Raw genomic sequence first — 26,236 nt, 5'->3', positions numbered from 1 at the left:
CTGTGGTAGAGGCTCTACGCTCTTCGACTCATGGACGCTGACGAGCTCGTACGCGGATATCTGGTTCTCGGGCTGCGGCTCGGGCGCCTGGTGTCCGGGTTCGTCGACTCGTTCACCGGCGACCCCGCGCTGAGCCGCGCCGTCGACAACGAACCGCGGCTGGACCCCAAGGCGCTGGCGGGCCACGCGCGGCAGCTCCTGCGCGAGCTGCCCGGCACCGGCCTCGCCGACCAGCGCAAGCAGTTCCTCCAGGCGCACCTCGTCGCCTTGGAGTGCACCGCGCGCAAGCTCGCCGGCGAGCACATCACGTTCGTCGACGAGGTCGAGCGGTACTTCCAGGTCCGCATCCACCCCGGCGACCAGGACGCGTACGCCCAGGCGCACCGCAACCTCGACGTGCTGCTGCCCGGCCCCGGCTCGCTGCCGGAACGCCTGCACGCCTTCCGCACGGCCGACGAGGTGCCCGTGCGCAGGCTCCAGGGCGCCGTGCAGGCCGTCTCCAGCGCCCTGAGGGACCGGGTGCGGCGCAAGTACGCCCTGCCCGAGCAGGAGATCGTCGAGTACCAGATCGTCACGAACAGACCGTGGAGCGGCTTCAACTACTACCTCGGCGGCTACCGCAGCAGGGTCGCGATCAACGCGGACCTCGGCCACCGCATGTCGAACCTGCCGCACCTGGTCGCGCACGAGTCCTATCCGGGCCACCACACCGAGCACTGCCGCAAGGAGGCCGGCCTGGTCGGCAAGCGCGGCCACGCCGAGCAGTCGATCTTCCTGATCAACACGCCGCAGTGCCTGATGGCCGAGGGCATGGCCGACCTCGGCCTGCACGCCGCGGTCGGGCCGGGCTGGGGCGGCTGGGCGGAGCAGATCTTCCGCGACCTCGGGTTGCGAATGGACGGCGAACTGTCCGAAAAGGTGGAATCGGCGACGGCGGGCCTGCTCACCGTGCGCCAGGACGCCGCCCTGCTGCTACACGATCGTGGCGCGGATCAGGAGGACGTGGTTGCGCATCTGCGCAGGTGGCTGCTAGTCCCCGACCGCCGTGCCCGGCAGATGGTCCGATTTCTGGCTGATCCGCTGTGGCGCGCGTACACGACCACGTACGTCGAAGGAGTGCGCCTCGTGCGGGCGTGGCTCGACGTCCGCGCGCCCGGAGAGTCGCTCGACGACCGCTATCTGCGGCTCCTGGACGAGCCTCTGGTGCCGAAATCACTCGAATCGCAGATCCGCGACGGCCTGTCGTGGCTCGCCCGCAACACCCAGGAAAACACCATCTGACCAGCAAAAACACGGCTGCGGTCACGTTTCGGGAGGTTTTCCGGCAGATGACAAATCCGGATTCACCTGTGTGGCTTCATGCAGACGGGGTACTTCCGCAGGTAACTTCGAAACCGGCGGGACGCGACCACTGCGGACCGCGCAGGGAGGCTCTGATCGTGGCAGACAACGTCGCGAGGGGGCCGGCACCCGGCCCTCGTGGTCGACCTGCCTGACGCCACACCGGCGGAAGGCAAGACGATCAATCAGGGTTGTGCCTGGCCCAGCGAGGAGCGGACGCGGGTGCCGCGTTCGTGAGGGAGTTGCCGTGAACGCACGACGTCCCGCGAGCCGTTCCTCAGGCTCATCGCGCAGTTCCTCCCCCAGGCGCAAGTCCGCCGCTCCAGCCATCACGACATATGTGCTGGACACGTCGGTACTGCTGTCCGACCCTCTCGCCCCCACCAGGTTCGCGGAGCACGAGGTCGTGCTGCCGCTCGTGGTGATCAGCGAGCTGGAGGGCAAGCGCCACCACCCCGAACTGGGCTGGTTCGCGAGGGAAGCCCTGCGCCTGCTCGACGACCTGCGCTTGCGGCATGGTCGCCTCGATTCACCGATCCCCATCGGGGATCTGGGAGGCACCTTGCACGTCGAGCTCAACCACTCCGACCCGGAGGTGTTGCCATCAGGTTTCCGAACGGACTCCAACGACGCCCGAATCCTCGCCTGCTCCCTCAACCTCGCTGCTGAGGGGCGCAACGTCACCCTGGTGACCAAGGACATGCCGCTGCGGGTCAAGGCCGGATCGGTCGGCCTGCCGGCGGAGGAGTACCGGGCGCACGACGTCACCCTGTCAGGCTGGACGGGAATGTCCGATCTGGACGTTCCGCAGTCCCTGGTGGACAGCCTGTTCAAGGAGAACGTCGTCGACCCCACCCAGTACGAGGACCTGGAGCACATCGCGGAAATGCCCTGCCACACCGGACTCCGGTTGCTGGCGGGCACGTCGAGCGCTCTGGGCCGGGTGACCGCGGACAAGCAGATCAGGCTGGTGCGCGGAGATCGGGAGGCGTTCGGACTGCACGGACGGTCCGCTGAGCAGCGGATCGCACTGGACCTGCTGCTCGATTCCGATGTCGGCATCGTCTCGCTGGGCGGACGTGCGGGCACCGGCAAGTCGGCGCTGGCGCTGTGCGCCGGCCTCGAAGCGGTGATGGAACGCAGGCAGCACCGCAAGGTCGTGGTCTTCCGCCCGCTCTACGCGGTCGGCGGCCAGGAGCTCGGCTACCTGCCGGGCAGCGAGAACGAGAAGATGGGGCCGTGGGCGCAGGCGGTGTTCGACACCCTCGGCGCGCTGGTGAGCCAGGCGGTGCTGGAGGAGGTGCTGGACCGCGGGATGCTCGAGGTCCTGCCGCTCACCCACATCCGAGGCCGCTCGCTGCACGACTCCTTCGTGATCGTGGACGAGGCGCAGTCGCTGGAGCGCAACGTGTTGCTGACCGTGCTGTCCCGGCTGGGCAGCAACTCGCGGGTGGTGCTGACGCACGACGTGGCGCAGCGCGACAACCTGCGGGTGGGCCGGCACGACGGCGTGGCCGCGGTGATCGAGAAGCTGAAGGGCCACCCGCTCTTCGCGCACGTCACCCTGACCCGCTCGGAGCGTTCGCCGATCGCGGCTCTCGTCACCGAGATGCTGGAGGACTACGCCTCGTAGAAGGACGATGAACGGCGCTTTTGTCCGCCTGAGGTGGACAAAAGCGCCGTTCATCTTTTCCTAGTCCAGCGCGCGTTTCATGAAGCCGCGCAGACCGAGGCCGCCGAAGCCGGCGATCGCGACGACGAGCACGAGCAGCACGATCGGCAACGGGATGTGCGGCACGTTCGGCACGAGGTTCGCGCGCATGCCCTCACTCACGTACGTCAACGGGTTGAGCGCGCAGATCACCTTGAACCACAGCAGATCATCGCTCAGCGACCGCCACGGGAACTGCGAGGAACCCGTGAACAGCAACGGCGTCAGGATCACCGCGAACATCACGTTGACCCGGCGTGCGGGCACCGACGTGCCGATGACCATGCCGACGCTTCCGCCGGCCAGACAGCCGAGGACGATCACGACGAGCGCGCCGGGAATTCCTTCCCACGGCCACGACACGTCGAGCATTACGAACCCGACCGGCACCATCAGCACCGCCGCGAAGAACCCGCGGATCGCGCCGAACACGATCTTCTCCACCGCGACCAGCGGGATCGAGATCGGGGCGAGCAGCCGGTCCTCGATCTCCCGCGTCCACGAGAAGTCCAGCACCAGCGGCAGAGTCGTGTTCTGCAACGCGCCCAGGAACCCGTTCATCGCGATGATGCCGGGTAACAGCACCTGCGCGAAGTCGTTCTGGACGTAGCCGATGTCCCCCAGCACCTTCGCGAAGATGAAGAGGATGAAGAACGGCTGGATGATCACCTGCGCGAGGAAGCTCGGCAGCTCGCGGCCGGTGACGAAGACGTCGCGCCAGAGGATCGCCTGGAACGTCCTGAGTTGGCTCACCGAAGCTCCCTGCCGGTCAGGTGGATGAAGACGTCTTCCAGGCTGGGCTTGCCGATCGCGACGTCGCTGACGACGACGTCGAGGTCGCGCAGCACGTTCAGCACCGCGGGCAACGTGACCGAGGTGTCCGAGTCGGTGTAGACGCGGAACATGCTGCCGACCTCCTCCACCCGCTGCGCACCGTCCACTTCGGACAGGGCTTGGGTGATCTTGGCGGGCTCGTGGCCGTTCAGACCGACCGTGACGCTGACGGTGTTGCTGCCGGGCAGGTTCTTCGTCAGCTCGGCGGGCGTGTCGAGGGTGAGCAGCTTGCCGTGGTCGACGATGCCGACGCGGTCGCAGAGCTTGGCGGCCTCGTCCATGTCGTGCGTGGTCAGCACGACCGTGACGCCGTCCGCGTGCAGTGCCGCGATGCGTTCGTGGACGAAGAGCCTGGCCTGCGGGTCGAGGCCGGTGCTCGGTTCGTCGAGGAACAGCACCTTCGGGCGGTGCATCAGCGCGCGGGCGATCATCAGCCGTTGTGCCTGACCGCCGGACAACGTGTCGACGAGCGCCTTCTGGTGGTCCTTCAGACCCATCCGTTCGAGGATGTCGTCGGCGAGCTTCTTGCGCTCCACGGGCCCGATGCCGTGGTAGGCCGCGTGGAACAGCAGGTTCTGCCGCGCGTTGAGCGAGCGGTCGAGGTTGTTGCGCTGCGGCACGACAGCCAGCAGCTGCCGTGCCCGCTTGGAGTCGGCGACCACGTCGACGCCTTCCACGAGCGCCTGCCCCGAAGTGGGGCGGACCCGCGTGGTCAGGACGCCGACCGTGGTCGTCTTGCCCGCGCCGTTCGGGCCGAGCAGTCCGAAGACCTCACCGCGGCGGACGGTGAAGCTCAGCCCGTCCACCGCCGGTTTTTGTCCGGTTTTATAGACTTTGCGGAGATCTCTTACCTCTACCGCTTCGTCCATTTCTCACCAACCCCCTGGCAGCGGCCGTCCTTCCGCGAAGCCGGCTGCGGACTGGATGCCGAGAACTGCCTTGTCGTGGAATTCCTCCAGCGAGGTCGCGCCGGCATACGTGCAGGCCGAGCGAACGCCGGACGTTATCGCGTCCAGCAGATCCTCCACGCTCGGACGCACCGGGTCCAAGCGCATTTTCGACGTCGAGATGCCTTCTTCGAACAGGCCCTTCTTCGCGCGGTCGAACGCGTTGTCGCTGCGCGTACGGGCGGTGACAGCGCGTTTCGAGGCCATTCCGAAAGATTCTTTGTAGAGGTTTCCGCGCTCGTCGCGCTGCAGGTCACCGGGCGACTCGTAGGTGCCGGCGAACCAACTGCCGACCATGACGCTGCTGGCACCGGCCGCGAGCGCCAGCGCCACGTCGCGCGGGTGCCGCACGCCGCCGTCGGCCCACACGTGCTTGCCGAGCCTGCGCGCCTCTTTCGCGCACTCCGCGACGGCGCTGAACTGCGGCCGTCCGACGCCGGTCATCATGCGCGTGGTGCACATCGCGCCGGGCCCGACGCCGACCTTGATGATGTCCGCGCCCGCCTCGACCAGGTCCCGCACGCCCTCCGCGGTGACGACGTTGCCCGCCGCGACCGGCACGCTCGGGTTCGCCTCCTTCACGGCCTTCAGCGCGGTGATCATCTTCTCCTGGTGGCCGTGCGCCGTGTCCACGACCAGCACGTCGACCCCGGCCTTGATCAGCGCTTCGGCCTTGGCCCGCACGTCGCCGTTGACCCCGACCGCGGCGGCGACCCGGAGCTTGCCGTCGTCGTCGGTGGCCGGCTTGTAGATCTCGGCCCGCAGCGCCGTCAGCTCGGTCAGCACGCCGCTGAGCCGCTGCTCGTCGTCGATGCCGAGCGCCACCTTGTGGGTGCTGTGGTGGAGCTGGTCGAACACGTCCTGCGGCTTGGTGCCGAGCGGCAGCTGCAGGATGTCGGTGTTCATCACGTCGCCGATGCGCGTGAACCGGTCGACGCCCGTGAGCGCCGCCTCGTCCACGACGCCGATGGGCCTGTTGCCGTCGTCCACGACGATCACCGCGCCGTGCGCCCGCTTGTGCAGCAGGTTCCACGCGTCCGCCACCGCGTCGCCCGTGGTGAGCGTCAACGGGGTGTCCCAGACCGTGTGCCGCGCCTTGACCCACGCGATGATCTCCGCGACGGCCTCGGTGGGCACGTCCTGCGGGATGACGACGAGCCCGCCGCGCCGCGCGATGGTCTCCGCCATCCGCCGCCCGGCCACGGCCGTCATGTTGGCGACGACGATCGGGATGGTGGCCCCGGTGCCGTCCGAGGTGGACAGGTCAACGCCGAACCGCGACTCCACGGCACTGCGGCCGGGAATGAGGAACACGTCGTCGTAGGTCAGGTCGTAAGAGGGTCGATGCCCTTCGATGAACCGCACGTGCCTCCACGATACGCGGTGCGTCTCATCTGGGCATGCGCACTCAGTCGGAGTTGCACCACATCAGCACCGCGGGCCCGTCCGGCGTGACGACCGGCACCCACGCCTCGTCGACCTCGCCGATCTCCCCGAGCCGCAGCTCGCCCTCGCCTTCGCTGCCGCCGAACCACACACCGCCGACGGCCTTGCTCAGCCGGTGCCGCCAGCTGTCGTTCCGGGTACCGGCGCGCTTGACGTCGAACAGCTCGACGAGCTCGTCGAGCAGCTCAGGGGCGTGCAGCGGTACCAGGTAGCCCTCCACCTCACCCTGACGGCAGGCCGTCCCGCCGTACTGCTGCCGGTAGGTGACCCCCGTCTTCGCCCTCACGACGACGGCCAGCCAGCCGCCCGTCTCGAACGGGTCGAGATCGACGTACCTCATCACGGCGTCCAGACGTACCCGGCGGTCGTCGTGACCTTGACGAACCCGAGCCGCTCCAGAATCGGCCTGCTGTCCTCGCTGGCGTCGACCTGCAGGTACTTCGCGCCGCGACGCAGCGCCACCTCTGCCCGGTACGCGATGAGCGCCCGGTAGATGCCCCTGCCGCGCCACTCCGCGAGCGTGCTGCCACCCCAGAGCCCCGCGAACTCCGTCCCCGCCACGATCTCCAGCCGCGCGGACGACACGACACGCCCATCGGCCTCGGCGACGACGATGACGGTGTTCGGGTCGTCCTTCTTGTCGAGCAGGAACGGCACCATGAAGCCGACGTCCTTGCCGAACGCCTCGCTCGACGCCGCCACGAGCCGGTGGATGTCGTCTTCGTCCTTCGTCTCGCGCAGGACGATCCCGTCGACGTGGACCGGCGCGACCATCTCCTCCGCGAGCCCGACCACCACGGTCTCCGCGCTGTCGTGCACGAACCCGGCGGCCAGCAGCCGTTCGGGCAGCTCGACGGGCGTGTCGTGCCCCCACGTCTTCCACTCGACGCTCTGGTCGCGCGCGGTGAAGAAGTCGCGCTGCCGCGCGATGATCTCGTCGAGCTCGGTGCCTGCGACGCCGAGGTGGGTCGGTCCGGCCACGAAGCCGCGCCGACGTGGCCAGGACACCCGGAACACCGGCCCGTCCTGGTCGACCTGGGCGTCGGGGTCCGGGAAGGTCCACTCCGCGGAACGGGCCTGGTCGTCGAACGCGCGGAGCAGCGCGGCAGCATCGGTCACCGGCCCGACGCTATTGCTCGGGGCCGGGGAGCCGCACGCGATTTTCAGTCGTCCTGGACGCTGCCACCGCGCCGAGCGGCATCGGGGTTCAGCGAGGACGCGGGAGCGGCCTCACGCCGCGCGGCGGCAGCACACAACGCGGATCAGGCGGCGTCAGGCTTCGGGATTCGGTCGGGCAGCGGGCAGAAGCGCTCTCACCTCCTCGATCGTCGTGGCTTCGGAGGTGTCCTTGTCCGGCCGGTAGCGCACCACGCGGGCGAAGCGCAGGGCGACGCCGCCCGGATAACGCGGCGAGACCTGCACGCCGTCCAGCTCGATCTCGATCACCAGTTCCGGGCGGACCATGACGACCCAGTCGTTCTGCGAGGTCGCGATTTCCTGCAGGGTCTTGGTCTGCCAGGTGAGCAGCTCGTCGGTGAGGCCCTTGAAGGTCTTGCCGACCATCACCGGCGGGCCGCCGTCCGGATCGCGGGCGCCCAGGTGCAGGTTCGACAGCCAGCCGCGGCGGCGGCCGCTGCCCCACTCGACGCCGAGCACGATCAGGTCGAGGGTGTGGACGGGCTTCACCTTCTGCCAGGCGCGGCCTCGTCTGCCGGCCGCGTAGGGCGAGGACAGCGACTTCACCATCACGCCCTCGTGGCCTGCGGACAGAGCGGCCGTCACCACCGACGCCGCCTCCTCCGGTGACGGGTCGAGCGCGCCCGGGATGACGTGCCGGCCCGCCACCTGGCGCAATGCGGCCAGGCGGTCGCGCAACGGCTCGTCCAGCAGGTCCTCGCCGTCGAGGTGCAGGCAGTCGAAGAAGTACGGGTGCAGGAGCAGCTCGCGCTCGTCCTGCGCGCCGAACCGGCTCATCGTCTCCTGGAACGGGCGGGGTCTCCCCTCGTCGGTCAGCGCCAGCGTCTCGCCGTCGAGCACCACCGACGTGCACGGCAGGCCGCGGACGAGCTCGACCAGTTCCGGCACCGTCTTGGTGATCTCGCGCAACGTGCGGGTGTAGACGTGCACCTCGTCGCCGGAGCGGTGCACCTGGATGCGCGCCCCGTCGAGCTTGTGCTCCACCACGCAGCTGCCGAGCTCGGTCAGCGCCTCGTCGAGCGACTCCGCCGGGGACGCGAGCATCGGCCGCAGAGGACGGCCGACCTCCAGCCGGAACGCCTCCAGTGCCGCCGCGCCGCCGTCCAGCGCGGCCACCGCCGTCTCCGGTAACCGGCCGGACAGCATGAACGCCCGCCGCACCGTCTCGCCCGGCACGTCCGCGGCCGAGGCGATCGCGTCCAGCATCACGCCTTCCAGCGCGCCCTGGCGCAGCTCACCGGTCAGCAGGCGGCGTAAGAAGTCCTGCTCCGCCGCGGTGGCACGGCCGAACAGGGCGGCCAGCAGGTCAGCCCGGCGCTGCGCCGAGCCCTTGCCGGACGTCCCGGCCACCTCGGCGAGCGCGGCGTCGACCTGGGCGACCGTGAGACCGGCCTGGGCCGCCGGGGGCACGGACAGGTCGAAGACCGTCCGCCAGCCCGCACCGATGCGGCCCTGCCGCGGCGTGCCGATGAGGAACGACACCACCGCGACCACGACGTCGGCCGACGCCGCGCGCAGCAACGCCGACAACGCCTTGACCTTGGCCAGGCGCGATCGGGTCGCCGCCACGGCGGCCGACGTGTCGACCAGTTCGGAAAGGAGCACGGTCTCATGGTGCACCCGAGCACTGACAATTTCTGGAGGCTCAGGCTAGGCTGACCGCGACAACCGTTCTACCTGGGGGTTTATCGCGCCATGCGGGCTTTCAAGATCGTCGCTGCCATCCTGCTCGTCGCCGCCGTCACCACGCTCACGCCTGGCATCGGCGAGAAGCGCGAGCACATCCTGGGCGACGGCACCGTCGAGACCCAGCGCGAGCACATCCTCTAGGCCACTGGCCCGCGACTCGTCCCAGACGCGCCAAGCGCGGCGCGCCTGTTGTCGATGAAGGGCTCCTTGCTCCACCTGGTGTGGGTCAAGGGCGCCTTCATCCACGTCGCCACGCGCCTGGCGAAGCCTGATCGCACGGGTGCACGGCAGTGCGGCAGATCTGGCACGCCCGGCGGGAGCGGCGAACCCGACCGGGATGAACGGCGCAACGCGTCGCCGCTCAAGTTCCTGGCATTGGACCTCACGTGGATGAAGGAACCCTTCATCCACAGCGAACACATGCTCTAGGCCGCCGCGATCTCCCTGACCGCCTCGCGCAGGCGGTCAGGCGTGAGTGCCGCGTAGCCGAGCACCAACCCGGGCCACATCGGCGTGCGCGTGTACTGCGCCAACGCCCACACGTGCACCCCACGCTCGGCAAGCCTGCTCTTCAACGCGAGGTCGTCCGTCCCGTCGGGCATGCGCAACACGACGTGCAACCCGGCCGCGACGCCGATGGGCTGCCACGCAGGGAGGTACTCCGCAACGGCCTCCAACAGCGCGTCCCGCCGCTTCCGGTAGAGCGCGCGCGTGCGCCGCAGATGGCGGTCATAGCCGCCCGTCCGCAGCATGTGCGCGAACGCGGCCTGCGGGATCGTCGCGGTGCCCATGTCGTTGTACTTCTTGCGTTCCACGATTCCCTCGCGCAGCCGCTCCGGCACCACCAGCCACCCGAGCCGCAACGCCGGCGCCAGCACCTTGCTCGTCGTCCCCTGGTACACCACGTGCTCCGGCGCCAAGGCCTGCAACGCCCCGAGCGCCGGCCGGTCGTACCGATGCTCGGCGTCGTAGTCGTCCTCGATGATCAGCCCGTCGCGTTCGCGCGCCCACTCCACCAGCGCCCGCCGGCGTTCCGGATGCAGCACCACGCCCAGCGGGAACTGGTGCGCCGCCGTCACCAGCACGGTCCGGCAGTCCGTTTTGGACAGAAGATCGACCCTGATCCCCTTGTCGTCCACCGGAATCGGCACGGTGTTGAGTCCGTGCGACTGCAGCATGTGCTCGCCGCCGAAGTGGCTCGGTTCCTCGATCGCGATGCTGCCGCGCACCAGGCGGGCAACGAGCTGAAGCCCGTCCGCCGAGCCGTTGGTGATCACCGCGTCCTTCGCCACGACGGCCCTGACCCGCGCCAGGTAGTCGACGATCTCCTTGCGCAGCCCCGCGAACCCGGCCGGATCCGGGTACGCCAGGTCGTCGTCGGGCAGCTCCGCGAGCGCCGCCCGATGTGCCGCAACCCATTCCGCACGAGGAAAAGCGCCCAACGCGGGCAACCCGGGCCGGAGGTTGAACCGCCACCGCTCCGGCGGTTCCGGCACACCGCACTCGTCGGCGGGCCCGAGGCTCGCGACCGTCGTCCCCGACCCGCGCCTGCTGGTGAGATACCCCTCCGCGACGAGCTGCGCGTAGGCCGACGTGACGGTCCCGCGCGCCACCCCGAGCTGCGCCGCCAGGTCCCGGCTCGACGGCAACCGCGTCCCCGGCGTGAGCCGCCCGTCGCGGATGGCCCGGCGCAGCTCGACCTCGACCCCGCGCCGCCGCTGGTGCCCCGGCAACAGCAGCTCCCGAAAAGTGGTCCAGTTCGCGACCATGGAAGTGGAGCTTAAACCTGGACCAGTTCGGCGCAAGGCTCTGAGCATGAAACTCGGGGTGGCCGCGGGAGCGACAGCGGCAACGATCGTCGGCGCGTCCGTACCCGTCACCGGCATGCTGGAGGGCTATCCGCTGCTGACCGGCCAGGCCATGCGCTACCTGCTGGGCGCAGCAGTGCTGCTGCTCGTGGCCCGCCGTCTGCCCATGCCGTCGTGGCGCGATATCCCGCCGTTGCTGGGCGTCGTCGCGACAGGGATGCTCGGCTTCAACGCCGTGCTGATCGCCGCGCAGCAGTACGCGGAACCCGGCTTCGTGGCCGCCGTGATGGGTGGCGCACCGATCGCGTTGGCCCTGTTGTCCCGCCAACGCACGACATCCGCCGTTGTGGGCGCGGTGGTGGTGGCTGCGGGCATCGTGCTGTTGTCCGGCGGCGGCACGTGGCACGGGCCCGGTCTGGTGCTCGCCTTGCTGACGATGGCCGGCGAGGTCTGCTTCACGCTGTTCGCGGTCGGCGTCGTGCGCCGCCTCGGAGTGCTGGGCGTGGCGACCTGGACCTGTCTGCTCGCGGCGCTGATCGGCGCGGTGGTCGGCACGTTCATCGGCGGGTGGCAGATGCCGGACGCGCGGCAGGCCTCCGCGCTCGCGCTGCTGGCGGTGGTGGTGACCGCGCTGGCGTTCGGCCTCTGGTACTTCGCCGTGAACCGCCTTGGCTCTGACCGCGCCGGCGTGCTCATCGGACTGATGCCGGTCTCCGGCCTCGTGACGTCCGTGTTGTTGGGCGCTCAGCCACTCACGCTGGTGTCCGCTGCCGGTGCCGCCACGGTGGCACTCGGATGCGTCATCGGGCTTCGCGGGGATCCCCGTGCATCGGACGCCAAGCGTCGTGAGCTCCCCCTGACGACGCAGGAGAAGCTCACGACGCCCTGACGGTCACGACAGGTCCGGGCCCTGCGAACGCAGGTCGTCGACCTTCGACATCGCATCGCGCAGCTCGCCGAGCCACGCCTCCGCGTGCTCGCCCACCAGGCGAACGGCCCACGCCAGGGCGTCCGCGCGGGAACGGGCGACCCCGGCCGCCACGAGCGTGTCGAGCACCTGGCGTTCCGGCTGGCGCAGGCGCGTCATCACCGGCACGGCCAGGTGCGTGAAGAGCTCGCGCGTGCTGCCCTGGACCGCGCCCCAGGCCACCTTGCGGCCGTAGCGGTGCTCGGCCTGGCGCGCGATCTCGATGCGCTCGTCGCGCGTCTCCTCCCGCCAGCGGGAGATGCGGCCCGACTCGGCCGCCGCCCGCGAGGCGTCGTCGAACTCGCCTTCCAGCGCCGGGAGCGTGCCGATGACGGTGATCTCCTCGCGGTCGACGATCACCTCCGGCGCGCCGGTGAACCACCCGTCCGGGAGTCGACCCGCGAACCACGCCGCCGCGTCGTCGGCCGACGGCAGGTCAGCCTGCTGCCACCCGCCTCGCCCTCGCCATCCACGTCCCATTTCAACCACCCCTGATTACATGATTACGTCATTGCTGACGTTACGCCTGCAATCAGCCGGTGGTGTTCGCCGTCAGCGAAGTGACCAGCGCTTCTGCCGAAACGACCGGCCTGTCGCACACGTAGCCGCGGCACACGTACGCCGCCGGCGCCTCGTCGACCAACGGGCGGTCTTCCAGCAACGGAGTCGCGCCGGGCTCACCGGCCACGACGACGCCGCCTCCTGGCACATGAGCGACCGCCGCCGCCCACAGCGACGCACGGCGCGAGTCGTCGGCACCGACGACGGCCACCTGCAGCGGCCCTGCTACCAGCGTCTCGGCCACGGTCAGCCAGTGACCGGCGAACCGAGGAGCCCGCGCGGCCAGCAGACCGGCACGCGTCACGGCCTCCGACGCCGCCGTCAGATACCGGGAAGGATCACTGGTCAGCAGCGAAGCCGTCAGCAACGCCGAGGCCAGCGAAGACGCACCCGAAGGCGACGCGTTGTCGGTCGAGTCGGCAGGACGGCGAACGAGAGCCTCCGCGTCGTCAGCGGTGTCGTAGTAGGCCCCGGGAGAACCAGCAACCGCGAAACGAGAGAGTGCGGTGTCCAACAGGCCACACGCCAGGTCAAGCCAGCGAATCGAACCGGTGACCTGGTGCAACGCCAACAACCCATCCGCGACGCAGCCGTAGTCCTCCAGCACCCCGAACGACGGCCCGGCCACGCCATCACGCGAGGTCCGCAGCAACCGCCCCTCGACGAGGTGCACCGAGGCCAGCAACGACGCCGCCTCCGAGGCCGCCTCGATCCACGACGGCTCCCCGAAGAACGCCCCGGCCTCGGCCAGCGCGGCGATCGCCAGCCCGTTCCACGCGGCGACCACCTTGTCGTCCCGGCCAGGCTGCGGGCGCTGAGCACGAACAGCCAGCAACGAGGCCCGCACGTCCTCCCCCGGCTCCGACACGAACCGCAGCGTCGACTTGCCGTCCTCGAAGTTCGGCTCCTCCGTGACCCCGAAAGCCGCAGCAGCAGAACCAAGTTCCTCGAACGACCACACGTAAGTCAGGCCCTCGACGCCATCGGTGTCGGCGTCCAGCGAGGCCGCGAACCCGCCCTCGGCCGTCCGCAGGTCGCGCAGCAGGAACGAAGCCGTGTCCCGAGCCACCCGCACGTACCGTTCCGACTCGGTCACCCGCGCCAGATGCGTGTAGAACCGGAGCAGCAAAGCGTTGTCGTACAGCATCTTCTCGAAGTGCGGCACGACCCACGACGCATCGACGCTGTACCGCGCGAACCCACCGCCGAGCTGGTCGTACATGCCGCCGTTGGCCATCGCGTCGGCCGTCGACGTCGCCATCGAGATCGCCTCGACCGACCCGGTGCGTTCGTGGTGCCGCAGCAGGAACTCGCACACCATCGACGGCGGGAACTTCGGTGCACCACCGAACCCGCCGTTGCGCCGGTCGAACTCGCCCAGCAGCGACACCACCGCACCCGCCAGCGCGTCAGCGTCCACAGCAGACGGGGGCAACGGCGCCGAGTTCCGTGAAATCTCCTCCACCACAACGGAAGCGGATTCCAGGATCTCCGCGGGACGCGTGGTCCACGCCGCCGACACCGCCTCGATCAGCTGCGTGAACGACGGCATCCCAGGGCGAGGCGACGGCGGGTAGTACGTCCCGGCGTGGAACGGACGGGCGTCCGGCGTGAGGAACACCGTCATCGGCCACCCGCCGTGGCCGGTCATCGCCTGCGTGACCTCCATGTACACCGCGTCGACGTCCGGACGTTCCTCACGATCGACCTTCACCGCGACGAAGTTCTCGTTCACGGCAGAAGCCACCGAATCGTCCTCGAACGACTCATGTGCCATCACGTGACACCAATGACAGGCCGCGTATCCGATGGACAGCAACACCGGGACGTTGCGCCGTCGTGCCTCCTCGAACGCCTCCGGGCTCCACGGCCACCAGTCGACCGGGTTCTCGGCGTGCTGCTGGAGGTACGGCGACTGGGCGTGTGCCAGTCGATTCACCATGCCCCCAGTGTCCCAGCCGCGGCCGGAGAAGAAATTTCGCGGACAGCGGCAACCTTTTCGGGGCCGGTGGCAACCAGGTGTCGTTCCTCAGAGGCAAAGGCTGAAAGAGAGCACCACATGTTCCCTCGCCCACCTGCGAAGCATCGTGTGCGTCGGTTGTTCAGGCGCCGCGGTTTCCTGGCGGCCCTCGTCCTGTCCGTCGTGGCCGGCACCACGTTCGTGGTCCACTCGGCCCTCGCGGAAACCGTGGACACGAAGTCCTGGTACGTGCTGGTCAACCGCAACAGCGGCAGGGCGCTGGACGGCCTCGCCTGGGCGACGAGCGACGGTGCGGCGGTGGTGCAGTGGGGCCGGCACGGCGGGGCCAACCAGCAGTGGCGGTTCATCGCCGCGGGCGACGGGTACTTCCGGGTGCAGAACCGGAACTCCGGCAACGTGCTGGACGACAACGGCTGGTCGAAGACCGCCGGTTCCGCGATGGTGCAGTGGCGCGACCTGAACGGTGCCAACCAGCAGTTCCGCGTGGAGAAGTCGTCAGATGGCTACGTGCGGCTGATCAACCGCCACAGCGGCATGGCCGTCGAGGTCCAGGGCGGTGACAAGGCCGACGGCGGCCGCATCGCCCAGTACTACGACTGGGGCGGCCCCAACCAGCAGTGGCAGCTCATCACGGCCGGCAGCGGGGCAGGCACCACCAGCACCACCACCACCACGCCCGCCAAGCCCGCCACGCCGAGCATCGGCGTGCCGACCAGCCAGGCCCCGGCCGGCACCAGTGCGACGACCACGTCCGCGACTCCGGCCACCGGTGACAACAACGGTCGAGGCGACTCGGCGACCCGTTTCATGGGCAGCAGCACGGTGCTCATCGGCGGCTCGATGTCCGAGGCCTCCGCGACCGCAGCGCCGTTCGACGTGCGCTACAACTACGTGCACAGCCAGCCCGCACCCTCTTCGGACTACTACACGGCAGCACGCTGCAAGGCCGAGTGGTCGAGCTGGTGGGGCTGCTGGAACGGCGAGACCACGGCGCCCGGCACCTACGTGACCTGGAACGACGAGCGCGTGTCGAAGGTGACGTACCAGGGCAAGCCGCGCCCGCAGAAGTACTTCTGGACCTGGTACTCGTTGCGCGACCTCGGTGACCTGGCGGGACAGGGCGACGGTCCGGGCGAGGTCGTCGCCATCAACAGGACCGACCTGCTCACGCGCTACCTGAACGACTACCGCTTCTTCCTCCAGAAGATCGGCACGTCGCCGGACATGATCGACATCGAGCCCGACTTCTGGGGCTACGTCCGTTCGCTCGGCGATCCGCACAAGGTCGCCGCGCAGGTCACCGCCTCGAACCCAGCGGACTGCGGATCTTACGAGAACAGCGCCGCCGGACTCGCCGGCTGTCTGATCGCGATGGCGCACAAGTACGCGCCGAACACGGGCGTGGGCTTCCACCTCACCTGCTGGGACTGGGAGAGCGACCTGCAGCGCTGCGTCAAGGACTACGCGGCTCTGGGGGCGAAGAACGCCGACTTCCTCGTCTCCGACGTGGTGGACCGCGACGCGGGCTGGTACGCGCTGCCGGCGCACGGTGGCCGCAACACCTACTGGAACGACCAGAAGGCCAACGCCGCACTGGGGTTCTACAAGACCATGGCCGAGTCGGTGGGCAAGCCCGTGGTCCTGTGGCAGATCCCCGTGGGCAACATGGCGCAGAACAACACCCTCAACCACTACCAGGACGACAAGGTGGACTGGCTCTTCGGGCACCTGGACCAGGTGGCGAACGCACATGTCGCGGCCCTCCTGTTCGGCCCGGGGCACAACGAGCAGACGACGGCCGAGACCGACGGCGGGAACCTGATCAACAAGACGATCGCCTACCGCAACTCCGGTGGCACCGCTCTCAAGTAGACGCGCGCCCGCAGCCGCCACGCCGGAACTTCCCCGGCGTGGCGGCTAATTCACCTGCGCGAGCAGCGTCTCTCGATCAGACTCGGCTTCGTGCTGCTCACCATGACCACCACCCACCAGCCGGCGACCGACCTCGGTCACCTGCTGCACAAGCACCCGGACCGGGCCCAGTCCTTCACGACGAGCTCGGGCGTCGCGCACGTCTTCTACCCGAAGGCGACGAACGAGGAGTGCACGGTCGCGCTGCTCCTGGAGGTCGACCCCATCGCGCTGGTGCGAGGTCCTGGCAGCGCACTCACCCAATACGTCAACGACCGCCCGTACGCGGCCGGATCGCTGCTCACGGTCGCGCTCGGCAGCGTGTTCCGCACCGCGATGAACGGCCGCAGCGAGAGCTACCCGGAGCTCGCACGGACGCCGATTCCCCTGGTCATCCGCATTCCCGCGCTGCCACACCGGCTCGCGGACCGGTTGTTCACGCCGCTCGGCTGGACCGTCGAGACGAAGGAACACGGCGACTCGCGGTACGGCGACGTCACGCTGACCGGCGTCAACAAGCTCAGCGACGCGTTGAAGCACCTCTACGTGCTGCTGCCCGTGCTCGACGGCGGCAAGCACTACTGGGTCGCCGCCGACGAGGTCGACAAGCTGCTCAAGGCCGGTGACGGCTGGCTCGCCACGCACCCGGACAAGGAGCTGATCACCACCAGGTACCTGGCCCGCAAGCGCCCGCTCGTGCTGTCCGCGCTGGAACGTCTCGCCGAGGTCGACGAGGTCGAGCCGGAGGAGCTGGACAACGCGCTCGCCGAACCGAAGATCTCCCTTGCCGCGCAGCGCAAGGAGGCCGTGATCACGGCGTTGAAGGAAGCGCGGGCCAAGCGCGTGCTCGACCTCGGCTGCGGTGGTGGCGCGTTGCTGCGCGAGCTCGTGAAGGAACCGGAGTTCACCGAGATCCACGGTGTCGACGTGTCCGCGAAGGCGTTGCAGGAGGCCGCGCGCAAGCTGAAGCTCGACCGCATGCCCGACCGGGTGCGCGAGCGGATCACGTTGCGGCAGTCGGCTCTGACGTACGCGGACACCGCGCTGGCCGGGTACGACGCGGCGGTGCTGATGGAGGTCGTCGAGCACGTCGACCCGTCGCGCCTGCCCGCGTTGGAGCACTCGGTGTTCGTGGTGGCACGACCGGCGACCGTGCTGGTGACGACGCCGAACGTCGAGTACAACGCGCTCTTCGAGACGCTGCCCGCCGGGCAGATGCGTCATTCGGACCACCGTTTCGAGTGGACTCGGGCGGAGTTCCGCGAGTGGGCGGACGGCGTCGCCGCACGCCGTGGCTACCGCGTGCGGTACGTGGGGATCGGGCCGGAGGACGCCGAGCGCGGCGCCCCGACCCAGATGGCCGTGTTCGACCTGGGGGACGAGGACTGATGGAACTGAAGATCCCGGACCTGTGTCTGGTGGTGCTGGTCGGCGCCTCCGGTTCCGGCAAGTCCACGTTCGCGCGCAAGCACTTCCTGCCCACGCAGGTGCTGTCGAGCGACTACTTCCGCGGGCTCGTGTCCGACGACGAGAACGACCAGACGGCGTCCGCGGCGGCGTTCGACGTGCTGCACTACGTGGCGGCCAAGCGACTGGAGGCCGGCAAGGTCACCGTCGTCGACGCCACCAACGTGCAGGCGCCCGACCGCGCCAAGCTGATCGAGGTCGCGAAGAAGGCCAACGTGCTGCCGGTCGCGATCGTGCTCGACACCCCGACCGAGGTCTGTCTCAGGCGCAACGCACAGCGCCCGGACCGCGACTTCGGCGCACACGTCGTGAAGCGGCACCGGGCGGCGTTGCGGCGGTCGTTGAAGTTCCTCGGCAAGGAGGGCTTCAAGCGCGTCCACGTGCTGCGCTCCGAGTCTGAAGTGGACAGTTCGGTCATCGTCTACGAGAAGCTGCTCAACGACCTGCGGCACGAGACCGGCCCGTTCGACGTGATCGGTGACGTGCACGGCTGCCGTGCCGAGCTGGAGGAGCTGCTGGTCGAGCTGGGCTACGAGATCCAGCGCGACGACGAAGGCCGCGCGGTCGACGCGATCCCGCCGGGCAACCGCAAGGCGGTGTTCGTCGGCGACCTCGTGGACCGCGGCCCGGACACGCCCGGCGTGCTGCGCCTCGTGATGGGCATGGTCGCCGCCGGACACGCCTTGAGCGTGCGCGGAAACCACGAGGAGAAGCTCGTGCGGGCGTTGCGCGGCCACAAGGTGACGGTCCGGCACGGGCTGGAGAAGTCGCTGGAGCAGCTCGCGCACGAGACCCCGGAGTTCCGGCGTGCTGCCGAGAAGTTCTGCGACGGCCTGATCGCGCACTACGTGCTGGACGGCGGAAATCTCGTCGTCGCGCACGCCGGTCTGCCAGAGCGCTACCACGGCCGCGCGTCGGCCAAGGTGCGCAGTTTCGCCCTGTACGGCGACACGACCGGAGAGGTCGACGAGTACGGCCTGCCGGTCCGGTTGCCGTGGGCGAACGACTACCGCGGTGCCGCGATGGTGCTGTACGGGCACGTCCTGGTGCCGGAGGCCGAGTGGATCAACAACACCATGTGCCTGGAGACGGGCGTGGTGTTCGGCGGCAAGCTGACCGCGTTGCGCTACCCGGAGAAGGAGCTCGTCGCCGTCAAGGCGCACCAGACCTGGTACGAGAACGACCGGCCGTTCCCCGCACCGGTGGCCGAGCGCGCGCCGGACGTGCTGTCGCTGACCGACGTCACGGGCCTGCGCCGGGTCGACACGTCGCTGATGGGCGCGGTGACGATCCGCGCGGAGCAGTCGGCGTCGGCACTGGAGGTGATGAGCCGGTTCGCGATCGACCCGCACGACCTGCTCTACCTGCCGCCGACGATGGCGCCGTGCGCGACCTCGGCGCGCGACGACGTGCTGGAGCACCCGGACGAGGCCTTCGCCGAGTACCGGGCGGCGGGTGTCGCGCAGGTGATCTGCGAGGAGAAGCACATGGGCTCCCGCGCGGTGCTGCTGGTGCGCAAGGTCGGCGGCGCGATCTACACGCGCACCGGCCGGACGTTCTTCGACGGCGAGCTCGGTGAGTCGCTGTTGTCGCGCGTGCGTTCGGCCTGCGCCGGCCTGTTCGACGAGCTCTCAACGGACTGGCTGCTCATCGACGCCGAGCTGATGCCGTGGAACGCCAAGGCGTCCGGGCTGATCCGCGAGCAGTACGCGGCGGTCGGCGCGGCCGCGGCCGGAGCACTGCCGGTGGCGGTGGAGGCCCTGGAGACGGCTGCTGCGCGTGGTGTCGACGTCTCGGAACTGCTCGCGCGCACAGCTCAGCGGGCGTCGAACGCGGCCGCGTACCGGCAGGCCTACGAGCGCTACTGCTGGCCGGTGGAGGGACTGGACGGCGTGCGGATCGCGCCGTTCCAGCTGCTGGCGGCGGAGGGGCGGACGTTCCACGACCGGTCGCACCTGTGGCACCTGGAGACGCTCGGCCGGCTGGAGGGACCGTTGTTCCAGCGGACCCGGCGCCTCGTCGTCGACACCGCGGATCCCGCGGCCGGCGTGCGGTGGTGGGAGGAGCTCACCGAGGCCGGCGGTGAGGGCATGGTCGTGAAGCCGCTGGCGAACTCGGCCGGACGCGTCCAGCCGGGTGTGAAGGTGCGCGGACGGGAGTACCTGCGGATCATCTACGGCCCGGACTACACCTCGCCGGAGAACCTCGAACGGCTGCGCAAGCGCGCTCTCGGCCGCAAGCGCGGACTGGCCCTGCGCGAGTACGCCCTGGGCATCGAGGCGCTGGAACGCGTCGCGCGCGGCGAACCCCTGTGGCGCGTGCACGAATGCGTTTTCGGTGTGCTGGCCCTCGAATCGGAACCGGTGGACCCACGACTGTGATTCTGGAAGCGATCATCGGGTCGCACGCCTACGGGCTGGCGACCTCTTCGTCCGATGTGGACAGACGTGGCGTGTTCGTCGCGCCCACGGAGGCGTTCTGGCTGCTGGAGAAGCCGCCGACCTCGGTGGAGGGGCCTGATCCGGAACAGCTCAGCTGGGAGGTCGAGCACTTCTGCAAGCTGGGCCTGAAGTCGAACCCGACGGTGCTCGAAACGCTGGTGAGCCCGCTCGTCGAGGTCATCACGCCGCTGGGAGAGGAGCTGCGGGAGCTGCTGCCCGCGTTCCTCTCCCGGTACGCGGTGCGGGCGTTCACGCGCGCGACGGAGATGCAGCTGTCGCGCGCGGGGCGCAACCTCAAGCCGAAGCAGCTCATGCACGTCGTGCGGTTGCGGCTGGTCGGGCTGAACCTGCTGCGCACCGGCCGGTACGAGATCGCGGCGGACCGGTCGCTGCTGGGTATCCGGGACGGGTCGGTGCCGTGGGACGACGCGGTGGCCTGGGCGCATCGGCTCGGGGACGAGCTGGCGACGGCGGACGGGCCGTTGCCGGAGGAACCCGACCGGGCTCGGGTGCAGGACTGGCTGGTTTCGGTGCGCAGGAGGGCGTTGTGAGCTACGAGGTTCCGGACCTGAGCGCGGTCGTCGACGAGCAGTCGCACGACCTGCTCTTCGCGACCGTGTCCGGCGCGCACCTGTACGGCTTCCCGTCCCGCGACTCCGACGTCGACCTGCGCGGCGTGCACGTGCTGCCGCTCGCGGAGGTCGTCGGGCTGCGGCGCGGCCCGGAGACCAAGGAGCGGATGTGGGTGCGGGACGGCATCGAGATCGACCTCGTCACGCACGACGTGGAGAAGTTCTGCCGACTGCTCACCCGCCCCAACGGCTACGTGCTGGAACAGCTGCTCTCGCCGCTGGTCGTGCACACCACCGACGGCCACCGCGAGCTCGCGGAGCTGGCCGCCGGGTGCCTGACCTCACGTCACGGGCACCACTACCGCGGGTTCGCCGTGACGCAGTGGCGGCTGTTCGAACGGACCGGCGAGATCAAGCCGCTGCTCTACACGTTCCGCGCGCTGCTGACCGGGGTGCACCTGATGCGCACCGGCGAGGTCGTCGCGCACCTGCCGACGTTGCTGGAGAAGCTCGACGGTCCGGAGTACCTGACCGCGCTCATCGAGGCCAAGATCCTCGGCGAGCACCGGGCGCTGGCGGGCGTGGCCGCACGACCGGCTCCCGAACGGCTGGAGGCCGACCTCGCGCACTGGCAGGAGGAGCTGCAGAGGGCGCGAACCGCCAGCGACCTGCCCGAGCACCCGCCCGCGTTCGAGGCGGTGCACGAGTTCGTGATCGCGACGCGGCTGGGCTGAGCCGGTAGCCGGAAGTCGTGCCCGCAACTCGCCGTCTGGCGAGGTGGATGAAGGAGCCCTTGACCCACCCCAGGTGGATGAAGGAGCCCTTCATCCACGTCACTGCCCAGCAGGCCGGTTACGACAAGACCTCTGGCAAGGCGCTCAGTCCTTCTTCTCCGGCGACTCCGCCGGCTTCTCGTCCGCGGCCGGCTCGTCGAACGACGCGGGCACGCGCTTGAGGTGCTTGTTCATCGACTTGACGAGGAAGAACACCGCGATGAAGAAGACGATCAGCAGCACGAGGCCGACCGGGGAGGACTTGCCGAAGTCCTCCCCCTGACCGCCCTTGTCGTTCTCGTTCGAGTTCGACGGTTGCCGCACAGCCACGATCGCGACGGTGTCGTACCAGGGGTGGTTCACCCCTAGACCTTAACTCCGGCGAACAGGTCGTTCTCCGGCAGCGTCGAGTCGACCAGCGACCGCACCAGCTCGTACTCCTCGGTCGGCCAGACCTCTCGCTGCAGGTCCTGCGGGATCGCGAACCAGCGGCTGGTCGGGTCGATCTGGGTGGCGTGGGCCTTGAGGGCCTCGTCGCGGACCTCGAAGTAGTCCGCGCACTCGACCTGCGTGGTCACGCGTTCCATCACGTCGGGGCGGCTGGCGTCCCAGTTCGCGAGCCACTCGGTGTACGGCGACTCCAGGCCGCGGGCCTCCATGGCCTCGTGGAACGCCGACAGCTTGGCGCGCGAGAAGCCGTGCGAGTAGTAGACCTTCTGGGTCTCCCACGGCTTGCCGAGCGACGGCTCGAAGTCGGGATCCGCCGCGGCGTCCAGCGCGGCCATCGAGACCTCGTGCGTGCGGATGTGGTCCGGGTGCGGGTATCCACCGTTTTCGTCGTACGTCACCACGACGTGCGGGCGGAAGTCCCTGATCACCTCGACCAGCGACGGCACCGACTCCTCCAGCGGCACGAGAGCGAAGCAGCCCTCGGGCAGCGGCGGCTTCGGGTCGCCCTCGGGCAGACCGGAGTCCTTGAAGCCCAGCCAGCGGTGCTGGATGCCGAGGATCTTGGCCGCGCGGGCCATCTCCTCGCGGCGGACGTCGATGATGTTCTCGAGCACGTCCGGCTTGTCCATCGCCGGGTTGAGGATGCTGCCCGCGCCACCGTCGGTGCAGGTCACGACCATGACGTCGTGCCCTTCCGCGATGTAGCGGGCCATCGTGGCCGCGCCCTTGCTCGACTCGTCGTCGGGATGTGCGTGCACTGCCATAAGGCGCAGCTTGTCGGCCATGACCCCCGTGGTCCTCCTGTGTGAACGGTCCTGCGACACTCAACAACCGAACGTCGGGCACCATTGTTCCCCAGTCATCGAGGAGGGCGCGGGAAAGTGTCGCAACGCGCGCTTCCGGAGGGGCGGTACGGCAGCAGCCGCAAACCGCTGAACAAGTGGGCACGGTGGGGGTTACTCGCTGTAGCCGTGGCCGTGGGTGCCGTGGTGGCCTTCGTCGGTTACCGAAATCTCGGCACAAAGCCGATCGAGGCCAAGCAGACCGCGTTCATCATCCTCGGCGACGACAGCGTGAAGGTCAGTTTCGAGGTTTCCCGAGATCAACCGGAGCGACCAGCCGTTTGCATCATTCGGGCCCGTTCCAAGGACGGGGACGAAGGAGGCAGACGCGAAGTTCTGGTGCCGCCAGGGAATTCCGTCGTCGTCGAGACAACAGTTCTCCGCACCTCGAAGCCGCCGGTCACCGGCGAGGTGTTCGGGTGCTCTTACCAGGTTCCCCCCTACTTGTCCACGAGCTAGCGGCCAAGCGGGTGATCTGCGGTTTAAACGGCGAGACTGGGAACAAATCGCCGTCGCTGAACGTTGTCCACGTGTTACTCTTGAGGCTCAAGCACGGCCCCGGCGCGGGCCGTGTTTTTCCGTTCCGGGCCCACGGCCCGGGAACTATCTGGTGCACACACGTGCGCCAGAGCAAGACGAGGAGTTGGTGACCGTGAGCGACACCCAGGTGACCTGGCTGACCCAGGAGGCCTACGACCGGCTCAAGGCGGAGCTGGACGAACTTATCGCGTACCGCCCGGTCATGGCTGCCGAGATCAACGCCCGCCGCGAGGAGGGTGACCTGCGCGAGAACGGCGGCTACCACGCCGCCCGCGAGGAGCAGGGCAAGCAGGAGGCGCGCATCCGCCAGCTGCACGAGCTGCTCCAGGCCGCGAAGGTCGGCGAGGCCCCCACCACCAAGGGTGTCGCGGCGCCGGGCACGGTGCTGACGATCCGCTACGAAGGCGACGACGAGACCGAGACCTTCCTGCTGGCGACCCGCGAAGAGGGCGCGCACGGCGAGATGGAGGTCTACTCCCCGTCCTCGCCGCTCGGCAAGGCTCTGAACGGCGCGAAGGACGGCGAGACCGTCGAGTACGAGCTGCCCAACGGCAAGCTCCAGAAGGTCACGCTGATCAAGGCGCTGCCGTACGCCGGGTAGTCAACCTCGCAAGACGTTCTCAAAGGCACAGGGCCGGTCACTTCGGTGGCCGGCCCTTCCCTTTCTTCACGCGTTCCAGGAGCGGCCGAACTCGTGGCGGCACCGGCGTCGAGAGCGCGATGGAGGTCGACAGCCTGCGCACGTGCGGTACGTCCACGACGCGGTCGACCACCCGCTGCAGGTCCGCGTTCGACCTCGCGACGATCCTCATGAAGAGGTCGCCCTGCCCGGTCGTCGCGTGCACCTCGCACACCTCGGGGATCGCGGCCAGCCCCTCGCACACCTCGGCACGTCGTCCCTGGGCGATCTCGACCACCGCGAACGCCGTCAGCCCGTAGCCCATCGCGCCGAGGTCCAGGGCCGGCGGGAACCCGGTGAGCACGCCGCGCTCGACCAGCCGGTCAAGGCGCGCCTGCACCGTTCCGCGGGCAACACCCAGCCGGCGGGAGCATTCGAGGACGCCGAGCCGCGGCTCGTCCGTCAAGAGCAACAGCAGCCTGGCGTCCAGTTCGTCCACCGGCTGGTCAGAGTGACCACTCTGCTGATCTGAAGGCACAGATCACTGTACAAAATGCACAGCGAATTCGCTGACTGTTGCTCACCCTGCTAGGTCGAATCATGCTGTGAAGCATGACGCAGCAGCTTGACGACGTGAGCTACGACCAGCTCCGGCAGCTCGTGGGGTTGGTCGACTACGACGCGACCAAGGACCCCTTCCCCGTGCGCGCCATGGACGCCGTGGTGTTCGTCGCGGGCAACGCCACGCAGACCGCGTGGCTCTACCAGGTGGCGTTCGGCATGGAGCTCGTGGCCTACGCGGGCCCCGAGACCGGCCAGCGCACCCACAAGTCGTTCGTGCTGAAGTCGGGCTCGGCCCGCTTCGTGATCCACGGCGGCGTCCAGCCCGGTTCCCCGCTGCTCGACCACCACCGCAAGCACGGCGACGGTGTGGTCGACCTGGCGCTGGAGGTCGGCGACGTCGACCAGTGCATCAAGCACGCCCGCGAGCAGGGCGCGACGGTGCTGGAGGAGCCGCACGACGTGTCCGACGAGCACGGCACCGTCCGGCTCGCGGCCATCGCCACGTACGGCGAGACCCGCCACACGCTGGTGGACCGCTCCCGGTACCACGGCCCCTACCTGCCCGGATACGTCGCCAGGACGTCGACGGTGAAGCGGCCGGAAGGCGCGCCGAAGCGCCTGTTCCAGGCCGTCGACCACTGCGTCGGCAACGTCGAGCTCGGCAAGATGGACTACTGGGTCGAGTGGTACAACCGCGTCATGGGCTTCGTGAACATGGCGGAGTTCATCGGCGACGACATCGCCACCGACTACTCGGCGCTGATGTCCAAGGTCGTCTCCAACGGCAACCACCGGGTCAAGTTCCCGCTGAACGAGCCGGCGATCGCGAAGAAGAAGTCGCAGATCGACGAGTACCTGGAGTTCTACGAGGGCGCCGGCGTGCAGCACATCGCGCTGGCCACCAACGACATCATCAGGACCGTCACGGCCATGCGCGACGCGGGCGTCGAGTTCCTGGACACGCCGGACAGCTACTACGACGACCCGGAGCTGCGCGCCCGGATCGGCGAGGTCCGCGTGCCGATCGAGGTCCTCAAGGAGCACCGCATCCTGGTCGACCGCGACGAGGACGGCTACCTGCTGCAGATCTTCACCAAGCCGATCGGCGACCGTCCGACCGTCTTCTACGAACTGATCGAACGGCACGGCTCGCTGGGCTTCGGCAAGGGCAACTTCAAGGCCCTCTTCGAGGCGATCGAGCGCGAACAGGAGCGGCGCGGCAACCTCTGATGGCGATCCCCCGGTAAGGTGCTTAACGGGGGATACACATCGTGGGGAGGTGGCATGGCACTCGCACGACGCGTGGCCGCGGTGGTTCCGCTGGTCGGAGCCGTGACCACGGCTGCGGCACTGACCGGAGCGGCGTTCTTGACCGTGGCGCACGCCGGGTGTGACGAAGCCGGCCGCTTCGTCCGCACCGGCCAGTCGATCGAGTTCGTCGGCGGCTGCGTCAACGGCGCCGACCTTCCGGCGGCGCCCACAGCCGAGGCCGACAACGTCGACAAGTTCGGCGGCTCCAAGAAGCCTTAGCAACAACGCACGCGGGGGCCCCGCGTTTCCTCCAGGGAAACGCGG

26 protein-coding genes are annotated in these 26,236 nt (G+C 69.1%); 14 read left to right on the top strand and 12 right to left on the bottom strand.

The window, feature by feature from the left end:
- Positions 1-30: 30 nt before the first annotated feature.
- Complete coding sequence (locus tag ABZV40_RS24680) at positions 31-1,281, top strand: DUF885 domain-containing protein (protein ID WP_355445845.1); 1,251 nt, start codon at positions 31-33, stop codon at positions 1,279-1,281.
- Between the two features lie 400 nt (positions 1,282-1,681).
- A complete protein-coding gene (locus tag ABZV40_RS24675; protein ID WP_355445841.1) occupies positions 1,682-2,974 on the top strand; it encodes a PhoH family protein in 1,293 nt (430 codons plus the stop codon).
- 60 nt (positions 2,975-3,034) lie between these two features.
- On the opposite strand, the gene ABZV40_RS24670 is transcribed toward ABZV40_RS24675, so the two are convergent.
- The 6 genes from ABZV40_RS24670 to ABZV40_RS24645 form a co-directional block, all read right to left on the bottom strand.
- Complete coding sequence (locus ABZV40_RS24670; RefSeq protein ID WP_355445838.1) at positions 3,035-3,805, bottom strand: ABC transporter permease; 771 nt, start codon at positions 3,803-3,805, stop codon at positions 3,035-3,037.
- Positions 3,802-4,755, bottom strand: coding sequence for an ABC transporter ATP-binding protein (locus ABZV40_RS24665; protein ID WP_355445835.1), 954 nt, complete (start codon positions 4,753-4,755; stop codon positions 3,802-3,804). Before ABZV40_RS24665 ends, ABZV40_RS24670 begins: the two co-directional genes overlap by 4 nt.
- A gap of 3 nt (positions 4,756-4,758) precedes the next feature.
- Positions 4,759-6,198 (bottom strand): GuaB1 family IMP dehydrogenase-related protein, encoded by a 1,440-nt coding sequence (locus ABZV40_RS24660; protein WP_355445832.1) that lies wholly within the window; start codon positions 6,196-6,198, stop codon positions 4,759-4,761.
- 43 nt (positions 6,199-6,241) lie between these two features.
- Positions 6,242-6,619: a DUF6210 family protein gene (locus tag ABZV40_RS24655; protein ID WP_355445830.1), complete on the bottom strand. Its 378-nt coding sequence runs from the start codon at positions 6,617-6,619 to the stop codon at positions 6,242-6,244.
- Positions 6,619-7,398 carry a GNAT family N-acetyltransferase gene (locus tag ABZV40_RS24650; protein WP_355445827.1) on the bottom strand — a complete coding sequence of 260 codons (780 nt, stop codon included), beginning with the start codon at positions 7,396-7,398 and terminating at the stop codon, positions 6,619-6,621. Before ABZV40_RS24650 ends, ABZV40_RS24655 begins: the two co-directional genes overlap by 1 nt.
- 153 nt (positions 7,399-7,551) lie before the next feature.
- Positions 7,552-9,081 carry an ATP-dependent DNA ligase gene (locus tag ABZV40_RS24645; RefSeq protein WP_355445824.1) on the bottom strand — a complete coding sequence of 510 codons (1,530 nt, stop codon included), beginning with the start codon at positions 9,079-9,081 and terminating at the stop codon, positions 7,552-7,554.
- Between the two features lie 90 nt (positions 9,082-9,171).
- Here ABZV40_RS24645 and ABZV40_RS24640 point away from each other — a divergent pair, with 90 nt between their 5' ends.
- Both ABZV40_RS24640 and ABZV40_RS24635 read left to right on the top strand, forming a co-directional pair.
- A complete protein-coding gene (locus ABZV40_RS24640; protein WP_355445821.1) occupies positions 9,172-9,306 on the top strand; it encodes a hypothetical protein in 135 nt (44 codons plus the stop codon).
- Between the two features lie 66 nt (positions 9,307-9,372).
- Entirely contained in the window at positions 9,373-9,594 is a 222-nt protein-coding gene (locus ABZV40_RS24635; RefSeq protein ID WP_355445819.1) for a hypothetical protein, read from the top strand.
- Here ABZV40_RS24635 and ABZV40_RS24630 read toward each other — a convergent pair.
- The gene (locus ABZV40_RS24630) at positions 9,591-10,934 is read right to left on the bottom strand and encodes a PLP-dependent aminotransferase family protein (RefSeq protein ID WP_355445816.1); all 1,344 of its coding nucleotides are present in this window, start codon (positions 10,932-10,934) and stop codon (positions 9,591-9,593) included. The two genes, ABZV40_RS24635 and ABZV40_RS24630, sit on opposite strands and share 4 nt — an antisense overlap.
- A 46-nt stretch (positions 10,935-10,980) precedes the next feature.
- Between ABZV40_RS24630 and ABZV40_RS24625 the strand changes: the two genes are divergently transcribed.
- Positions 10,981-11,862: a DMT family transporter gene (locus tag ABZV40_RS24625; protein WP_355445814.1), complete on the top strand. Its 882-nt coding sequence runs from the start codon at positions 10,981-10,983 to the stop codon at positions 11,860-11,862.
- Between the two features lie 3 nt (positions 11,863-11,865).
- On the opposite strand, the gene ABZV40_RS24620 is transcribed toward ABZV40_RS24625, so the two are convergent.
- Positions 11,866-12,420 (bottom strand): hypothetical protein, encoded by a 555-nt coding sequence (locus ABZV40_RS24620; RefSeq protein WP_355445812.1) that lies wholly within the window; start codon positions 12,418-12,420, stop codon positions 11,866-11,868.
- A 52-nt stretch (positions 12,421-12,472) separates the two neighbouring features.
- Complete coding sequence (locus tag ABZV40_RS24615) at positions 12,473-14,443, bottom strand: thioredoxin domain-containing protein (protein WP_355445809.1); 1,971 nt, start codon at positions 14,441-14,443, stop codon at positions 12,473-12,475.
- Positions 14,444-14,590: 147 nt separating this feature from the next.
- Here ABZV40_RS24615 and ABZV40_RS24610 point away from each other — a divergent pair, with 147 nt between their 5' ends.
- The 5 genes from ABZV40_RS24610 (at position 14,591) to ABZV40_RS24590 (ending at position 21,607) form a co-directional block, all read left to right on the top strand.
- Positions 14,591-16,354 (top strand): RICIN domain-containing protein, encoded by a 1,764-nt coding sequence (locus ABZV40_RS24610; RefSeq protein ID WP_355445806.1) that lies wholly within the window; start codon positions 14,591-14,593, stop codon positions 16,352-16,354.
- Positions 16,355-16,444: 90 nt separating this feature from the next.
- Complete coding sequence (locus ABZV40_RS24605) at positions 16,445-17,782, top strand: 3' terminal RNA ribose 2'-O-methyltransferase Hen1 (protein WP_355445803.1); 1,338 nt, start codon at positions 16,445-16,447, stop codon at positions 17,780-17,782.
- Positions 17,782-20,241: a polynucleotide kinase-phosphatase gene (locus ABZV40_RS24600; protein WP_355445800.1), complete on the top strand. Its 2,460-nt coding sequence runs from the start codon at positions 17,782-17,784 to the stop codon at positions 20,239-20,241. The genes ABZV40_RS24605 and ABZV40_RS24600 overlap by 1 nt, the downstream gene beginning before the upstream one ends.
- Positions 20,238-20,852: a nucleotidyltransferase domain-containing protein gene (locus ABZV40_RS24595; protein ID WP_355445798.1), complete on the top strand. Its 615-nt coding sequence runs from the start codon at positions 20,238-20,240 to the stop codon at positions 20,850-20,852. The genes ABZV40_RS24600 and ABZV40_RS24595 overlap by 4 nt, the downstream gene beginning before the upstream one ends.
- Complete coding sequence (locus ABZV40_RS24590) at positions 20,849-21,607, top strand: nucleotidyltransferase domain-containing protein (RefSeq protein WP_355445796.1); 759 nt, start codon at positions 20,849-20,851, stop codon at positions 21,605-21,607. The genes ABZV40_RS24595 and ABZV40_RS24590 overlap by 4 nt, the downstream gene beginning before the upstream one ends.
- A 144-nt stretch (positions 21,608-21,751) precedes the next feature.
- On the opposite strand, the gene ABZV40_RS24585 is transcribed toward ABZV40_RS24590, so the two are convergent.
- Positions 21,752-21,979, bottom strand: coding sequence for a hypothetical protein (locus tag ABZV40_RS24585; protein ID WP_355446155.1), 228 nt, complete (start codon positions 21,977-21,979; stop codon positions 21,752-21,754).
- A gap of 32 nt (positions 21,980-22,011) precedes the next feature.
- Positions 22,012-22,881 (bottom strand): mycothiol conjugate amidase Mca, encoded by an 870-nt coding sequence (mca, locus tag ABZV40_RS24580; protein ID WP_355445794.1) that lies wholly within the window; start codon positions 22,879-22,881, stop codon positions 22,012-22,014.
- Between the two features lie 96 nt (positions 22,882-22,977).
- Between mca and ABZV40_RS24575 the strand changes: the two genes are divergently transcribed.
- Positions 22,978-23,397, top strand: coding sequence for a DUF4307 domain-containing protein (locus ABZV40_RS24575; protein WP_355445791.1), 420 nt, complete (start codon positions 22,978-22,980; stop codon positions 23,395-23,397).
- 184 nt (positions 23,398-23,581) lie between these two features.
- Complete coding sequence (gene greA, locus ABZV40_RS24570) at positions 23,582-24,079, top strand: transcription elongation factor GreA (protein WP_229813464.1); 498 nt, start codon at positions 23,582-23,584, stop codon at positions 24,077-24,079.
- 37 nt (positions 24,080-24,116) lie between these two features.
- Here the strand turns inward: greA and ABZV40_RS24565 are convergent, their stop codons facing one another.
- Complete coding sequence (locus tag ABZV40_RS24565; protein WP_355445788.1) at positions 24,117-24,596, bottom strand: Lrp/AsnC ligand binding domain-containing protein; 480 nt, start codon at positions 24,594-24,596, stop codon at positions 24,117-24,119.
- Between the two features lie 113 nt (positions 24,597-24,709).
- Between ABZV40_RS24565 and hppD the strand changes: the two genes are divergently transcribed.
- A complete protein-coding gene (gene hppD / locus ABZV40_RS24560) occupies positions 24,710-25,891 on the top strand; it encodes a 4-hydroxyphenylpyruvate dioxygenase (protein WP_355445786.1) in 1,182 nt (393 codons plus the stop codon).
- A 54-nt stretch (positions 25,892-25,945) separates the two neighbouring features.
- Positions 25,946-26,191, top strand: coding sequence for a hypothetical protein (locus ABZV40_RS24555; protein ID WP_355445783.1), 246 nt, complete (start codon positions 25,946-25,948; stop codon positions 26,189-26,191).
- Positions 26,192-26,236: the final 45 nt, after the last annotated feature.

The sequence above is a fragment of the Lentzea sp. NPDC004782 genome (genome assembly GCF_040609115.1).
GTDB lineage: Bacteria > Actinomycetota > Actinomycetes > Mycobacteriales > Pseudonocardiaceae > Lentzea.
Note: the sequence above shows the minus strand (reverse complement) of the source record. Positions and strands in the feature narration are given on the sequence as shown.

What these genes read in the sequence shown, in the direction of transcription:
- ABZV40_RS24680 (WP_355445845.1), top strand. Translation starts at nt 31, where the DNA reads ATGGACGCTGACGAGCTCGTACGCGGATATCTGGTTCTCGGGCTGCGG.
- ABZV40_RS24665 (WP_355445835.1), bottom strand. Translation starts at nt 4,755, where the DNA reads ATGGACGAAGCGGTAGAGGTAAGAGATCTCCGCAAAGTCTATAAAACC.
- ABZV40_RS24655 (WP_355445830.1), bottom strand. Translation starts at nt 6,619, where the DNA reads ATGAGGTACGTCGATCTCGACCCGTTCGAGACGGGCGGCTGGCTGGCC.
- ABZV40_RS24640 (WP_355445821.1), top strand. Translation starts at nt 9,172, where the DNA reads ATGCGGGCTTTCAAGATCGTCGCTGCCATCCTGCTCGTCGCCGCCGTC.
- ABZV40_RS24630 (WP_355445816.1), bottom strand. Translation starts at nt 10,934, where the DNA reads ATGGTCGCGAACTGGACCACTTTTCGGGAGCTGCTGTTGCCGGGGCAC.
- ABZV40_RS24625 (WP_355445814.1), top strand. Translation starts at nt 10,981, where the DNA reads ATGAAACTCGGGGTGGCCGCGGGAGCGACAGCGGCAACGATCGTCGGC.
- ABZV40_RS24620 (WP_355445812.1), bottom strand. Translation starts at nt 12,420, where the DNA reads ATGGGACGTGGATGGCGAGGGCGAGGCGGGTGGCAGCAGGCTGACCTG.
- ABZV40_RS24615 (WP_355445809.1), bottom strand. Translation starts at nt 14,443, where the DNA reads ATGGTGAATCGACTGGCACACGCCCAGTCGCCGTACCTCCAGCAGCAC.
- ABZV40_RS24600 (WP_355445800.1), top strand. Translation starts at nt 17,782, where the DNA reads ATGGAACTGAAGATCCCGGACCTGTGTCTGGTGGTGCTGGTCGGCGCC.
- mca (WP_355445794.1), bottom strand. Translation starts at nt 22,881, where the DNA reads ATGGCCGACAAGCTGCGCCTTATGGCAGTGCACGCACATCCCGACGAC.
- hppD (WP_355445786.1), top strand. Translation starts at nt 24,710, where the DNA reads ATGACGCAGCAGCTTGACGACGTGAGCTACGACCAGCTCCGGCAGCTC.
- ABZV40_RS24555 (WP_355445783.1), top strand. Translation starts at nt 25,946, where the DNA reads ATGGCACTCGCACGACGCGTGGCCGCGGTGGTTCCGCTGGTCGGAGCC.